The 14,687-nt window shown below is 38.6% G+C and carries 10 protein-coding genes; 2 read left to right on the forward strand and 8 right to left on the reverse strand.

Going from position 1 to position 14,687, the window contains the following annotated elements; genetic code table 11:
• Positions 1 to 26: 26 nt before the first annotated feature.
• Both truA and C3K47_RS03925 read right to left on the reverse strand, forming a co-directional pair.
• Positions 27 to 821: a tRNA pseudouridine(38-40) synthase TruA gene (gene truA, locus C3K47_RS03920; RefSeq protein WP_103787809.1), complete on the reverse strand. Its 795-nt coding sequence runs from the start codon at positions 819 to 821 to the stop codon at positions 27 to 29.
• A gap of 15 nt (positions 822 to 836) precedes the next feature.
• Positions 837 to 1,487, reverse strand: coding sequence for a hypothetical protein (locus C3K47_RS03925; RefSeq protein WP_133159324.1), 651 nt, complete (start codon positions 1,485 to 1,487; stop codon positions 837 to 839).
• A 419-nt stretch (positions 1,488 to 1,906) separates the two neighbouring features.
• Here C3K47_RS03925 and C3K47_RS03930 point away from each other — a divergent pair, with 419 nt between their 5' ends.
• Positions 1,907 to 2,392, forward strand: coding sequence for a DUF4293 domain-containing protein (locus C3K47_RS03930; RefSeq protein WP_165784621.1), 486 nt, complete (start codon positions 1,907 to 1,909; stop codon positions 2,390 to 2,392).
• Between the two features lie 336 nt (positions 2,393 to 2,728).
• The gene (locus C3K47_RS03935) at positions 2,729 to 4,609 is read left to right on the forward strand and encodes a DEAD/DEAH box helicase (protein WP_103787812.1); all 1,881 of its coding nucleotides are present in this window, start codon (positions 2,729 to 2,731) and stop codon (positions 4,607 to 4,609) included.
• 104 nt (positions 4,610 to 4,713) lie between these two features.
• Here the strand turns inward: C3K47_RS03935 and C3K47_RS03940 are convergent, their stop codons facing one another.
• From C3K47_RS03940 to C3K47_RS03965, 6 genes are all read right to left on the reverse strand, one after another.
• A complete protein-coding gene (locus C3K47_RS03940; RefSeq protein ID WP_103787813.1) occupies positions 4,714 to 5,724 on the reverse strand; it encodes an NAD(P)H-dependent glycerol-3-phosphate dehydrogenase in 1,011 nt (336 codons plus the stop codon).
• A 154-nt stretch (positions 5,725 to 5,878) separates the two neighbouring features.
• Positions 5,879 to 7,237: an efflux RND transporter periplasmic adaptor subunit gene (locus tag C3K47_RS03945; protein ID WP_103787814.1), complete on the reverse strand. Its 1,359-nt coding sequence runs from the start codon at positions 7,235 to 7,237 to the stop codon at positions 5,879 to 5,881.
• Positions 7,238 to 7,271: 34 nt separating this feature from the next.
• Positions 7,272 to 8,702, reverse strand: a complete 1,431-nt coding sequence (locus tag C3K47_RS03950) for a TolC family protein (RefSeq protein WP_165784622.1) — start codon at positions 8,700 to 8,702, stop codon at positions 7,272 to 7,274.
• Between the two features lie 100 nt (positions 8,703 to 8,802).
• Positions 8,803 to 9,468, reverse strand: a complete 666-nt coding sequence (locus C3K47_RS03955) for an ABC transporter ATP-binding protein (RefSeq protein ID WP_103787816.1) — start codon at positions 9,466 to 9,468, stop codon at positions 8,803 to 8,805.
• Positions 9,469 to 9,558: 90 nt separating this feature from the next.
• Complete coding sequence (locus tag C3K47_RS03960; RefSeq protein WP_103787817.1) at positions 9,559 to 11,943, reverse strand: ABC transporter permease; 2,385 nt, start codon at positions 11,941 to 11,943, stop codon at positions 9,559 to 9,561.
• Positions 11,944 to 12,088: 145 nt separating this feature from the next.
• Entirely contained in the window at positions 12,089 to 14,536 is a 2,448-nt protein-coding gene (locus C3K47_RS03965; RefSeq protein WP_103787818.1) for an ABC transporter permease, read from the reverse strand.
• Between the last annotated feature and the right edge of the window lie 151 nt (positions 14,537 to 14,687).

Here is a 14,687-nt window from a genome sequence, read left to right on the forward strand (position 1 = left end):
TTAACAGTTTTCCAATCACTGTCTTTTTATAAGTACAGGTAGGAAATTGTGGTTAAGAATAATCCAGCTGCCGGAACTGACTCTCCTGCATTTGAACGGTTTTTACTGTCTAAAATTTCCTGAACGTTGTTGATCGTTAAGTTTCCTTTGCCTACCTCAAGTAAAGTACCCACAATTGCCCTAACCATGTTGCGAAGAAAACGGTCGGCGGTGATATGAAACACCAAACCTCCTTCTACTTCAATCCATTCTGCCCGGGTAATCTTACAGTTATTGGTAAAGGTTTGCGTATTGCTTTTGCTGAAACAACTAAAATCAGTGTGTTCCATAATTACCAATGCAGCCTCATTCATTACCACCACATTGGGTCTGTTAGTTAACAAATAGGCAGTTTCGAGTTTAAATGGATTTTTTTCGAAATAAACATGATACTCATATGAACGACTGATTGCATCAAAACGGGCGTGGGCCTCCGCATCTACTTTTATAAAACGTTTTATAGCGATCTCGTACCCTACCAAAGCATTTACCGCCTTAACTAATCGCTCGTGAGTAATTTGTAATTTATTTTCACTTTTAGGCTGATTGTCAGTTGTAATTTCAGTTATGGTATCATAATGAGCAAAGAAATTAGTGGCATGGACACCTGTATCCGTCCGTCCACAGCCAACGGTTTCAATTTCTTCACGCAACACAGTCGACAAAGCCTTATTCAAAACTTCTTGTACACTAATTGCATTAGGCTGAATTTGCCAGCCATGAAAATTGGTGCCTTTGTAAGCTAGTTCAACAAAATAGCGTTTTTTTAACTGCTCCTCCATCTCCGACGCTCTAAGTTAATTATTAGTTGTGGTTGTATTACTTAATAAGTACTCCTGTACGAGTTCCTTTATCCCCTTAGCTGTATTCTTAATTTGACCGGTATTTATTTTTTTTAATATTGAAAAGTTATCCCAAAAATACCCTACCAAAATCCTAGAAGTCTCCGTTTTATCACCCGAAAAACCAATAGGTATTTTTTTTAATCCAACTTTGTCATTTTCTAAATAAAGCTCCGTAACAACAATTCTATTTCCAGGACTTAAATCAACATTAGTTGTTATAAACAGATAACTAACTTTTTCATTTAAAATGAACTTCATCTCCCCTTCCTTAAACTTAACTGTTGTTTCTTCATTAATTGTTTTTCCTTTAGGTATAAAAATGAAATCCTCCTCATCAGTACCAGCATTTAATACTTTCTTAGAAATATATGTCATCGAACTCATACCATCGAAGTAGCCTTTAATTGCACCAGCAGGAAATTCCTGATCTTTATTTTTGCGTATAAGACCAACCTTTATACTTCTTGGCGTTGCCTCGGAAATATAACCTTCATACTTTACAGAATCAGCATCCAATATATAATCCAATACATAGTCTTGAGCCAACGAACGGTTTATCATTAGACCTAATAACACTACAAATAGGGTAGTTTTAAATCTCATAAATAGAAGTTGTTTTTCCGGCCAAAGATAAACACGAATTTCACGAATTAAACGAATTGCTCCAATTCACTTTCAATCGCCATAAATAGTGTAGCACTGAACTGTGGCTTAGGAATCAATTTTATGCATAAAAAAGGGTTTAACTTGGGTCCAAGGGCCGTAAGCATGAACTATTGGTTACAGCGATTTTTTAATGCTTCTACCATGAGTACTGCAATGATAGACACGAATTAAACAAATTGCTCAAATTCAATTCGAGGGTTGTAAAAAGTGTAGCGCAACGCATTATTTGATTAATTTCCAACTATGATATTGGAATCAATTTATACATAAAAGAGCCCTTAACAATGGCCAAATGGCTATGGACAATTAACTATGGACTATTGACTATCGACTATCGACTACCTATATTTGGCAGCATGATACAACGCGTTCAATCTATCTATTTAGCTATCGCTTTTATTGCTGCAACAGCTTTATTCTTTGTTCCGGTTATTAGTTTTGTCGACATGGACAATGTTGGGCAAGGCAGCATTAAAGAACTAGTAGAGATTAAAACATCAGGAAAATATGTAATGTCAATGGCTGGGCCTAGCCAAGTGGAAACTTATATCCCAGGTATTGTTTTAACTATAGTTGTTGCTGCTTTAGCCTTGATCACCATTTTTCAGTATAAAAACAGAAAACGACAAATTAGTCTATGCTGGATAAATGCATTTATGGCTTTAGGTCTTTCAGTTTTTATGATGATTAAAGCTCAACCCGAAAGTCTCGGTCAGGTTTCGGACTGGAAAGCACATATAGGTTCTTATCTTTTCACTGTAATTATTATTGCGCTGATGCTTGCTCTGCGTTCGATAAGGAGAGATGAAAATCTTGTGCGCTCAGCTGATCGATTAAGATAAAGCTACTACGAAATAAAATTTAATTCTGCCAGAAAATGCGAATTGGTCTATTAAGGATAAATTCGCATTTTCTGCATTTAAAGCTTAACAGCCCCTATTTTAGTTGATTAAAATCAAGCCGCCTACTTCAAAAAAACAATTAAAACCTGATAATCAAGCAACTACAACAAAAATAAATTTCTTTTTTAAAATAAAATAGCCTTACCTTTGCCGCTGTTAAAAAACACCCGATGTTTATCGGAAAAGGTAGAGAGGTATTTTGATCTGGCGATCATCCCCTTTTTAAATCCAAGCTACCCTCCTGTTAACCATTCGGTTAAAACTTAAAAAAACTTGATGAATTTATTTGAACAATTGGGCATTGGCCCCAAAACTGTCCAAGCTATTACTGAGCTGGGATTCGAAGCGCCTACTCCTATTCAGGAACAAGCAATCCCGGAACTTTTAAAAGGCAATCGTGACTTTGTTGGCTTAGCACAAACTGGTACCGGTAAAACTGCAGCATTTGGCTTGCCAATGTTGGAGCTTATCAACCTTGATTTGCGTCAACCACAAGCGTTGGTATTATGTCCAACCCGCGAACTTTGCTTACAAATTACTAACGACTTAGTAAATTTCAGTAAATACCTAGGCCAAGTTAATGTTGTAGCCGTTTATGGCGGTGCCAGCATTATTAACCAAATGCGCGACCTTAAGCGTGGAGCTCATATCATTGTAGCTACTCCAGGCCGTATGTTGGATATTATCAACCGTAATGTTATCAACTTTGATAATGTTAAGATCTCTGTGTTAGACGAAGCTGATGAGATGTTGAATATGGGTTTCCAGGAAGACATCAACGCTATCCTTTCTCACACTCCTGACACTAAAAACACTTGGTTATTCTCGGCAACTATGCCAAATGAGGTTCGTCGTATTTCACAAAATTACATGACCGACCCATTTGAATTAACTGTAGGTAATCGTAACGAAGGTAACGCCAATATTGAACACGAATATTACGTTGCAAAAGCACGTGACAAATACGCTGCTTTTAAACGTTTAGTGGACAATAACCCTGAAATCTTCGGTATCGTTTTTTGTCGTACCAAAATTGAAACTCAGGAAATTGCTGAGGCGTTGATCCGTGATGGATACAATGCTGATGCTTTACACGGCGACTTATCACAGCAACAACGCGATAAAGTAATGAAACGCTACCGCGATCGTTCTTTACAGTTATTGATTGCTACTGACGTTGCTGCCCGTGGTATTGACGTTAACGACGTAACTCACGTAATTAACTATTCATTACCTGATGACGTGGAAAGCTACACTCACAGAAGTGGACGTACTGCTCGTGCTGGTAAAACCGGTATTTCTATGGCTATTGTTAATAGCAAAGAAATGGGTAAGATCCGTCAGATCGAGCGCATCATTAAAAAGAAATTCACTAAATGTGATATTCCTAACGGATTTGATGTTTGTGAAAAACAACTGTTTGCTCTTATTCACAAAGTACACAATGTACAAGTGAACGACCAGATCGATCAATATCTTGAGCGTATCAACGCTGAGTTTGCCGATATGACCAAAGAGGACATCATCAAACGTTTCGCATCCTTAGAATTCAACCGTTTCCTTGATTACTATAAAAACGCTCCTGATTTGAACGCCCGTATGGACGAGCGCGAAGGTCGTGTTGAGCGTGGCGAAAGAGGAGAAAGAGGCGAACGCCATACAATGCGTGGAGGAGCCGGTAAATTCACTCGTTTATTCGTTAACCTGGGTTCTCTTGACGACTTCACTCGCGGCGATATGTTACGCTACATTTGCGATAATGCACATGTAAGCGGTAGCAAAATTGGCCGTATTGATGTTAAAGGTGTTTACTCATTCTTTGAAATTGAAAGCGATAACGTTGACAAGATCTTTGAAGGTTTCAAAAGCAAAGATTTCAACGGCCGTCAGGTTCGTGTTGAAATTTCGCAAGATGGTGACCGTAAACGCGAAGAACGCCGTTCAGGCTTTGGCGGTGGCGAACGCCGTTCATTTGGTGGTAACCGCGAAGGTGGTAACCGTGAAGGCGGTGAGCGCCGTAGTGGAGGCTTTGGTGGCAACCGCGAACGTAGCGGCGAACGTTCTGACAGAGGGGACCGCGGAGGTCGTGGTGGCTACGGAGGTGGTAACCGCGAACGCAGACCATCTGGTAACGATGACAAAAGAGGTCGTTGGTAATCTCACTTAATCGATATAAAAAAAGTCCGAATCGTTGATTCGGACTTTTTTTGTTTCAAAATGTATCTTATCACGATTTCAAAACATATTTATCTTTTACAGTATTAGCTCAACTTCTCCGCTAGAAGCCTAATCTCCATACTGGGTGAAATATTTTCGTACAGGATGGCATAAACCGCCCTGCTGATAGGCATATATACTTTGTGTATACGATTGATCTCATGCAAGCATTTTACGGCATAATACCCTTCGGCAACCATGTTCATTTCTAACTGTGCTGATTTTACCGAATATCCTTTCCCCAGCATATTTCCAAAGGTGCGGTTACGGCTAAATTGAGAATAGGCCGTTACCAGTAAATCCCCTAAATAGGCTGAGTCTTTGATATCGCGACCGATCGGATGAACGGCATCTACAAATCTTTTTATTTCTTGTATACTGTTAGAAATTAACACGGCCTGAAAGTTATCACCATAACCCAAGCCATGACAAATTCCACTTGCAACCGCAAAAATATTTTTAAGCACTGCAGCGTATTCTGTTCCGTATATATCATCAGAAACAGTGGTTTTGATATAACGATTTGAAAGGGCTTGCGCGATCAACTGAGCGACTTCAGTATTTTGCGATGCAATTGTTAAGTACGACAGTTTTTCAAGGGCTACCTCTTCGGCATGACAAGGGCCTGAAATTACCGCTATGTTACTAAATGGCACATTATAGCGCGTATTTAAGTATTCGCCAATAATAAGATTATCAGAAGGCTCAAAACCCTTTATCGCTGAAACAACTATTTTATCTTTAAAGTCTTCGGCAGAAAGTTCGGCTATAGCTCCTTTTAAGAAAGCTGCAGGAACCGCCAAAATGATCACATCAACCTTCGCCACTGAACTTTTCAGATCGGATGTTAAATTTTCGGGTTCAATATTAATTTCAACGGAACTCAGGTAACGGGGATTATGACGGTACTTTCTCAGGTGATCAATATCCTCCTGATTACGCATCCACCAATAAATAGTATGCTTACGGCTATTATCGGTAAGCATTTTAACAATAGCGGTTGCCCAGCTTCCTCCGCCAATAACCAGTATATTCTTCTTCTCTTCAGTCAGCATTGTATGGTTTGAGTTCTTAAAGGTAAAACAGTCAATTAATTGAAGCCAAAACGTAACCCTATTAATGATATTAAACGGCTGTAATTGATTGTTTCAAAATAAAAATGGCCCAATTTTACATTAAATTAGGCCATTTTTAAGAAATTTTTAAAAACTATTTTTTCTTTTCTCCGGCATACAGCTTGTCTTTTTCAACCTTTTTCACTTTATCTCCACTCTTAAGTGTCTTAGATACTGCCAGATACGGACCAGTGATTACCTGATCGCCATCTTTTAAGCCCGACTTAATTTCGATGAAAGAATCGTTCTGAATACCGGTAGTAACATTAACCGATTGGGCCACACCGTTACGCATAACAAACACAAGCGGTTGAACCTGATCCAGGGTCTTTTCTGATTTTTTATCATCATTTTTTTGCGGAGCATCTTTGTCCTTATCATCTTTCTTTTCAGGCTCACGGGTAGTTACTGCCTGAATAGGAACAGAAAGCGAATTAGTCACCTTTTCAGTATGAATGTCTACTGTTGAAGATAAGCCCGGACGGAAAGGAGATTCCGTGTCGCCTTTTAATAATTGTTCGTATGATGAAGGGATTAAATGTACTTTAACCTGAAAGTTAGTTACCTGGTCAGTGGTAGCTGTTGAGCTCGCAGTTGAAGCGGAGTTAGCAATTGAAGTAACCACGCCTTTAAACTTCTTACCAAGGAACGCATCCACTTCAATGTCGGCTGTATCATTCAAGGAGATACGATTAATATCGTTCTCGTTTACATCAACCACCGCTTCCATACTTTTTAAATCAGCGATACGCATAATTTCGGTACCCTGCATTTGAGCTGTACCTAATACGCGTTCTCCCTTTTTAACGCTTAATAAAGAAACAATACCATCAATTGGAGAGTAAATAGTTGTTTTGGCAAGATTAACCCCTGACTGTTGTAACGAAGCCTGAGTGGAAGCCACATTATAGCGTGAAGCCTGTACACTTTGCTTAGCTGCGCTTACCCTTTGCTTAGCCTCCTCGTACTGAGCCAATGCGGCGTCATATTCTGATTGAGAAATTACTTTCTCTTGAAACAGCTTTTGGTTACGATTATACGAAGCTTCGGCATTTTTAAAGGTCGCTTCAGCTGATGCTAGTTGAGCCTGGCTGTTGGCCATATTGGCTTTTACTTCATTTACCATCGCTTCAGAACGGCTGTAATCAGAAGCATAAAAATCCGGACGAATTTTACATAACAATTGCCCTTTTTTAACTCGGTCACCTTCTTTTACATAAATTTCAACCAACTCGCCTGAAACTTCCGGGCTAAGTTTCACTTCAATTTCCGGCTGAATTTTACCGCTTGCTGAAACAGTTTCAACAATAGTGAGTTTAGAAACCGGGTCGATCGATACTTCCACCTCATCCTTGCCACCTATCCAACCTTGTTTCTTACCTACAAATGCAACAATTATTAACAGCGCGACGGCACTTAATAAGTACCATAACATTTTATTACTTTTCTTCATTTAAGTTTCGTGTTATTGCTGATCTATTATTTTATTATAAAGTTAATGGCTTTCCCAGGTAATAATCAATCACTTTGCTTTTAAAAATCATATCGTATTTAGCCTGTAATGCTTCTGATTCTGCTTTGCTATAATTAGTTTTAGCAATATTCAGGTCCAAACTGTTGATCAAACCTACATCAAAACGTTTCTGACTGTATTCATAGGCCTTTTTAAGTGATTCGAAAGATGTTGACGCTGAAGCAAACTTCTTTTCAGCTGCATTTAAATCTACTACTGCTTGAGTTACTGTTTTGTTTAAGGTATTCTTTGCAAACTGCTCATTAATAACAGAGTTTTCATAATTAATTTTACTCTTTCTAACACCTGTTCTTATTTGCAAACCATTAAAAATAGGCACACGTAATGTAAATCCAACTCCAGAACCTAAGTTATTCTTAATTTGCTCAGAAAAACCAATATCTGAAAAGGACACACTTGCATCTGGCCCATAAACAGCAACATTATTACCACCCGGACCAGGAATATAAAGTCCTGTAGGAGCATCAGGCAATGGAGTTCTTATTGTTTTTTGACCAAGACTAGAATAGTTAGTTGAATAATAACCGCCTAAACTTAAGGTTGGCAAATAACCGCCTTTGGCAACAGACAATGACTTTTCTGAAGCCATACGTTGGTACTCCAGTCTTTTAATTTCAGGATTGATCTTAAGCGCTTCTGAATACACTGCCATTGAATTGTACTTAGTTTCGATATTCATAAGTTCGACTTCTGAGGGTCTTACAATTTCAAATGGCTTATCAGCATCAATACTTAATAATTGACGAAGATTCAACAACGATATTGTTAGCTGGCTTTGAGCCGTAGTTAAATTAAACTCATCAACAGATTGTTGAGCTTTGAACTGAAGAAAATCTGCTTCAGTAATTGATCCTACATCGGCCTTTTTCTTTGCAACTTCAACTTGCCCTTGACTAACTGTTAATTGGTTTTCATAATTACGAACCAACTCCTGATTAAACAAAGTGGTTAAGAATTCCGAAACCACATTTAAAGTAATGTCTTGCTTAATTTTCTCAACATTACTTTGCTGCGACATCAAAGAATATTTATTCTGTTTAATCAAATTCAACTTTTGTAGGCCAGAGAATAAAACAACCTCTGCATTGAGCGAAAGATTGGTTGAATTCAAGCTCTGATCAACATAAAGATTGGTTTGAGGGTTAATATTACGGCCCTTATTAAAATTTTGACTAGCCTGACCATTAATACTTGGAAGTAAGTTATACTTTGATTCAGTTAAATCTTCTTCTGTAATGGCCATATTAAATGCCGCCTGTTTTATTGTTAAATTATGTTCTAAAGCATAATTAACACATTGCTCTAAAGTGAATTTCTCTTGAGCTCGCGCACTATTTAACAGTAAAATACTTGATGCAATGAATAAGGATAGTGACTTTTTCAAGGTATTTAAATTATTTGAGGCTGAAACTAAATATATTTTTTTTAATAGAAGATATTTCTTTAAAGCTGGAGCCGTAATTTTTTGGTTACAGCTATCAAAACTATAAGGCAATTTTCCCATCTAAAAGATTTATTGTTCGTGAACCATATGACGCGTTCTTTTCCGAATGGGTTACTTGTATAATGGTCACACCTTCTTCTTTATTTAATCGGGTAAACAAATCCATAATTTCTTCACCTTGCTTGGAGTTGAGATTCCCGGTTGGCTCATCCGCTAAGATTAGCTTTGGCTTGGTAATAACGGCTCTGGCGATACCCACTAATTGCTGTTGTCCTCCTGACAATTGCTCCGGAAACAAATCTTTCTTCCCCACAATCTGAAATCGGTCTAATATATCTGCAACCATTGCCTTACGCTCTGCTGAACTTATTTTGTGATACAACAATGGCGTTTCAATATTCTCATAAACTGTTAATTCATCAATTAAATGATACGCCTGGAATACAAAACCAATGTGCTTTTTATATAGTTCAGAACGTTGTTTCTCTTTCAATGTAAAAACAGATTCTCCTTCAAAAAAATATTCTCCTTCCGATGGATCATCAATCATTCCCATCAAATGTAATAAGGTCGACTTCCCCGAACCTGAGGGCCCCATGATGGAAACAAACTCGCCTTCATTGATTTCAATATCAATATGACGCAGAATATGCGCTTTTGCCGATCCATTCGAATACCACTTTGATATATCTTTTAACCTTATCATTGTTTACAGGTTTTAGCCATTGGCTGTTAGCTAATGGTTTATAGTTTTAAAATCTTATTATTTGGAATGAACTAATAGCCAATAGCTTCTTTATTCTGTCCTTAAACTTTTCACCGGATTGGCCAAAGCGGCCTTAATAGCCTGATAGCTTACGGTCAATAAAGCAATGCCAACGGCGACAATGCCCGCCAGGGCAAAAATCCACCATGATATTTCCATCCTGTATTGAAACTTCTGCAGCCATTGAGACATAAAATAATAGGCAAAAGGTGTTGAAAACACGAGTGAAATGACCATTAATAAAACAAAGTCTTTAGACAAAAGCCCCCACAAATTAAAAACTGTGGCTCCCAGCACTTTTCTTACGCCAATTTCTTTGGTTCGCTGCTCGGCCATAAATGAAGCTAATCCGAAAAGACCTAAACAAGAAATAAATATAGCCAGAACTGCAAAGATCGATGCCAATTTTCCAATTCGTTGTTCATCATTGAACTTAGAGGCATATTCCTGATCAATAAACCTGAATTGAAAAGGAGATCCGGGATCATACTTTTTAAACACGACCTCAATTGCTGCCAGTGCTTCTTTTGTACTTTTATCAGGATTGATCTTTATGTTAAAAACTGATGCCCAGTTATAATTCAGCATAAACACGGTCCTGAAAACAGGTTCATAAGGTGAAGTCATTACCAGGTCTTTAACAACGCCGATAACTTTAAAGGGTTGTCCATCACACTTTACAATTTCACCTACGGGGTTTTTCAGATGCATAAAAGAAGCTGCTGCTTCATTAATAATCATGGCGGTGGTATCCGAAGGGTAAACTCGCGAAAAGTCTCTGCCTTCTTTCAATTGCCAGCCGATAGTTTTACCGAAATCATGACTCACAGCTACCGTTCCGAAGTTACCCTGTTCGCCCGGCTGCATCCCTTTCCATTCGTAACCATTATTAACAGCCCAAAGGTCGGTGCTGGGATTGGATGATTGAGCCATTTCAGTAACCATACCCGTTTTAAGCAGATCATCGCGTAATGCATTATAATGACTGCAGATGGTTTCCGAGAAAATAGGCACATAGATCAACCCTTCGCGGCTATAGCCTACAGGCCGGTTTTGCGCATGCTGAATTTGGCGAAACACGATAGCCGTACCAATGATTAACACTATAGATACTGTAAACTGTATAACCACCAAAACCTTTCGAGGAATTGACGCCAAACGGCCTGCTCTTAATTTTCCCTTAAGCACCTTTACCGGCTGAAACGACGAAAGATAAAGGGCTGGATAACTGCCTGAAACAATTCCGGTAAATAAGCTGAATGTGATACATAAAATCCAAAACAGCGGGTTAGCCCACAGGATCTGCATTTTTTTGTCCGCTATCCCATTAAACAATGGTAAGGAAAGCTGCACAATTACAAGGGCCAATACAAATGAAAAAAGTGTAACCAACAACGATTCACTAAAGAATTGGGATATAAGCTGAGAACGCAATGAACCAACAGCCTTGCGAATGCCTACTTCCTTTGCTCGTTTTTCGGAGCGGGCTGTGCTCAGGTTCATAAAGTTAATACAGGCCAGTAACAACACGAACAGCCCAATAATTCCGAACAGCCAAACAAAAGTGATACGCCCCCCATTATTTACTCCATTTTCAAAATTGCTGTATAAATGCCAGTTGCGCATCGGATGAAGAAAGATCTCAGGTTTAAACGCGGCATCTTCTTTGGTCACCTTGTTGAGTTTAACATTTTTGATCTTCTTCGAAACCTGCTCCATATCGGCGTTATCGGCAATTTGAGCATAACAAATAAATGAGTTATTCCTCCATGGGTTGGTTTCTTTTTCCTCCCAATGCTGGTCGTCGATAAATTTTTTCCATGGAATAATGAACTTAAGGTTTGTAAATTCTGAGTTATAAGGCAGATCTTGATAAACACCTGTTACTTTTAAATCAAAGCGATTTTGAAAGTTGATGACTTTATTCATCGGATCCTCATTGCCAAAAAATGATTTGGCCAATGAAGCAGAAAGTAAAATTGAAGATGGATCTTTTAACCCATCTCTCGAGCCTTTCAGCATAGTTAGCGAGAGCATTTCTGTAACTTGGGGTTCAAAGAAATTTCCTCTTGGAAGTAATTTTTTATCCTTGTACGACAAAGCATGTTCGCCTTCCCATGAGCACATCGTCACATACTTAAAATCGCTACCATACTTGGCTTTAATTTCATCACCCAAAACATAAGGAACTGCTCTTTGGGTTCCTTTAAAACCATTAAAGGTTTGGTTTTGCCAAACTGCTGCAATTTTATCATAGTTTTTGAAACTCTTGTTAAACGATAACTCATCCCAAATCCATAAACCTATAAGTATTGCCACCGCCATACCAACAGCCAATCCTCCTATATTAATAAAGGAGTATACCTTGTGCCTCGAAAGGTTTCTAAGTGCTATTTTTATATAATTTCTTAACATAGCTTTTATACATTCGTTATTAAGTTATGAATGTCACACTAAGCGGAGTCGAAGCGTGTTGCATTTAGCCTTCGACTACGCTCAGGCTGACTCTTTTGAACATGTCTCGCTGAGCAAGACCCATTCGTCACGCTGAGCGAAAGCGTTACTCTGTTTTCAAACTGTTTACCGGATTTGTAATTGCAGCCTTAATAGCCTGAAAGCTTACGGTCACTAATGCAATAACTGCTGCCAATAAACCGGCAACAATAAACATCCACCAGCCAATATTTATCCGATAGGCAAAATCCTGCAACCATTTGTCCATTGCATACCAAGCTATTGGGAAGGCAATGATGGTTGCAATAAGCACTGGTTTCAAAAAGTCTTTAGATAGCAGTAAAACAATATTGCTAATACTGGCTCCCAACACTTTTCTGATACCGATTTCCTTAATGCGCTGCTCGGCAGAGTAAGTTGCTAAACCGAATAATCCTAAACAAGAAATCAAGATGGCTATGAGAGTGAAATAACTTACGATGGAAGAAAGCCGTTCTTCCGATTGGAAGTTTTTTGCAAAGTCTGCATCTAAAAAACTGTATTCAAATGGCTCGGCTGGATTAAGTTTTTGCCATTTGCGTTCTATTGAGGTTAAAACTGAATGGATATTCTCTGCAGTAGCATGAACAATCAGGTAGTTATAGCCATCTGTTACCAATCTGAATGCAAAGGGCTTTATTTCGTTATGCAGGTCCTCGAAATTAAAATCATTAACCACACCCACAATTGTGAATGGCATAGATTGTCCTTGCCAATCCCAATTCAGCGTTTTTCCAATTGCTTCCTGCGGATTTTTGAAGCCTAATTCAGCAATAACTTTATGATTTACCACTAATCGGTCATTGGTATCAGCTTTAAACTCGGTTGTAAATAAACGGCCGGCGAGTGGTTTTATGTCCAAGGTCTGTAGTAGATTATCATCCACATAGTTCATAAAAATATTTTTCGCCTCATTAACAGTTTCTTCAGAGCGATACAAATTCATATCACTGGGGTTCATAATCCCAGGGTAATAATAGCAGGCTCCAACCGAACGTATTTGTGTTTCTTTTTTGAGCTCATTTTTTAACGGCTCATAAATTTGTTTTGCCAATGATGTTCGTAAAGGAACGATCACCTGTTGTTCACGTTGAAATCCCAGATCCTTTGAACGCATGAAATGCATCTGACTGTAGATAACAATAGAAGAAACTATGAGTACCACTGAGATAACAAACTGGAATACGACCAAAAACTTACGAACAGAAACCGCCGCCATTGTATTTGACAACTTACCCTTTAACGCCTTAACCGGTTTTAATGATGATAAATACCAGGCGGGGTAGCTTCCTGCCACCACACCTGCAATTAACGAAAAGATGAAAAAGCCGATAATAAGAAGATAATGCTGCTCAAATGAAAAGGTAATTTCCCTGCCCGAAACCTGTGCAAACAATGGAACCAATACTCGTGTAACAACCAAAGCAAAGCCAAAGGCAAACAAGCTCATTAATATCGATTCACTTAAAAACTGCCGTACCAAAGCCAATTTTTCTGCTCCTAACACTTTACGAACACCTACTTCAGCTGAGCGTTTTGCCGAGCGGGCAGTTGACAAATTCATAAAGTTAATGCAGGCAATCAGTAAAGTGAACAACGCGATGGATGCCAGTATGTAAAGATAGGTTACACTTCCAGGCGACGTTACTGTATTTTTTAGTCCTGATGCCAGGTGGATTTCGGTTAGTGGAGTAATCGTGAACTTTCTTCCTAAACCTACCTTTTTCAAAGCTTCGCCCAAATATTTATTTACAAACGAGGGAAACTTCGATTCTAAGGTTTTGGCGCTGGCATTTGGTTTTAAACGAAAATAGGTAAAGAACATATTGTGGGTGATCAAATCAGACGATTGGCGATTGATCAACTGTTCCATTGCACCGCCCCTCATCGACATAAAAAAACGTGCATTTATATGCGAGGGCTTTTTACCTTGCAAAAAAACACCTGTTACTTTAAAGTCGCTTTCGCCGTTAGTGTTACTGTTAATATGAATTACCTTATCTAAAGCCGATTCGTTGCCGAATATTTTCGTAGCTATTTCTTCCGAAATCACTAATGAATTAGGCTCAGACAATGCTTTAAGCGGATTTCCTTCTTTAAACTGATACTTAAAAACATCGAAAAAAGTAGAGTCGGCTAAGAAACCACGATTTTCATAAAAAGGCTTAAGCGTTCCTTTATCATTATACTGAAACAGGGTTTTGTCATCAACAAAAGTCTGCAGTAGGCGAGTGGTTTGTTCAATTTCCGGAAATACCTCTTGCATGGTTTTAGCCATTGGCGCAGCTGCTGTTGCCGACGGAGACTCCTTTCCATCTTTAACAAACACGGTATTCAATTGATAAATCCGGTCTGCATTTTTATAATGCTTATCGTAACTCAATTCATTGCTCAAATACAACGCAATGAGCAAACAACTGGTTAAACCTATTGCCAAACCGAACACATTGATAAAAGTGAACGCTTTATTCTTCTTAAAACCTCGCCAGGCTATTTTTATATAATTTCTTAGCATACTTTTTAAGTATTTAGCTTTTATGCATTTGCCTTCGACTACGCTCAGGCGGACACTATTGATCGAAGTCCATGCGTATTGCATTTGGCCTTCGACTACGCCAGGCTGACCTTATTGGAAGTGTCTCGTTGAACACAATTCATTTATCAGG

The sequence above is a fragment of the Solitalea longa genome, from assembly GCF_002920915.1.
GTDB classification, from domain to species: Bacteria; Bacteroidota; Bacteroidia; order Sphingobacteriales; family Sphingobacteriaceae; genus Solitalea; species Solitalea longa.

What these genes read in the sequence shown, in the direction of transcription:
- C3K47_RS03955 (WP_103787816.1), bottom strand. Translation starts at nt 9,468, where the DNA reads ATGATAAGGTTAAAAGATATATCAAAGTGGTATTCGAATGGATCGGCA.
- C3K47_RS03965 (WP_103787818.1), bottom strand. Translation starts at nt 14,536, where the DNA reads ATGCTAAGAAATTATATAAAAATAGCCTGGCGAGGTTTTAAGAAGAAT.
- C3K47_RS03945 (WP_103787814.1), bottom strand. Translation starts at nt 7,237, where the DNA reads ATGAAGAAAAGTAATAAAATGTTATGGTACTTATTAAGTGCCGTCGCG.
- C3K47_RS03930 (WP_165784621.1), top strand. Translation starts at nt 1,907, where the DNA reads ATGATACAACGCGTTCAATCTATCTATTTAGCTATCGCTTTTATTGCT.
- truA (WP_103787809.1), bottom strand. Translation starts at nt 821, where the DNA reads ATGGAGGAGCAGTTAAAAAAACGCTATTTTGTTGAACTAGCTTACAAA.
- C3K47_RS03935 (WP_103787812.1), top strand. Translation starts at nt 2,729, where the DNA reads ATGAATTTATTTGAACAATTGGGCATTGGCCCCAAAACTGTCCAAGCT.
- C3K47_RS03940 (WP_103787813.1), bottom strand. Translation starts at nt 5,724, where the DNA reads ATGCTGACTGAAGAGAAGAAGAATATACTGGTTATTGGCGGAGGAAGC.
- C3K47_RS03925 (WP_133159324.1), bottom strand. Translation starts at nt 1,487, where the DNA reads ATGAGATTTAAAACTACCCTATTTGTAGTGTTATTAGGTCTAATGATA.
- C3K47_RS03960 (WP_103787817.1), bottom strand. Translation starts at nt 11,943, where the DNA reads ATGTTAAGAAATTATATAAAAATAGCACTTAGAAACCTTTCGAGGCAC.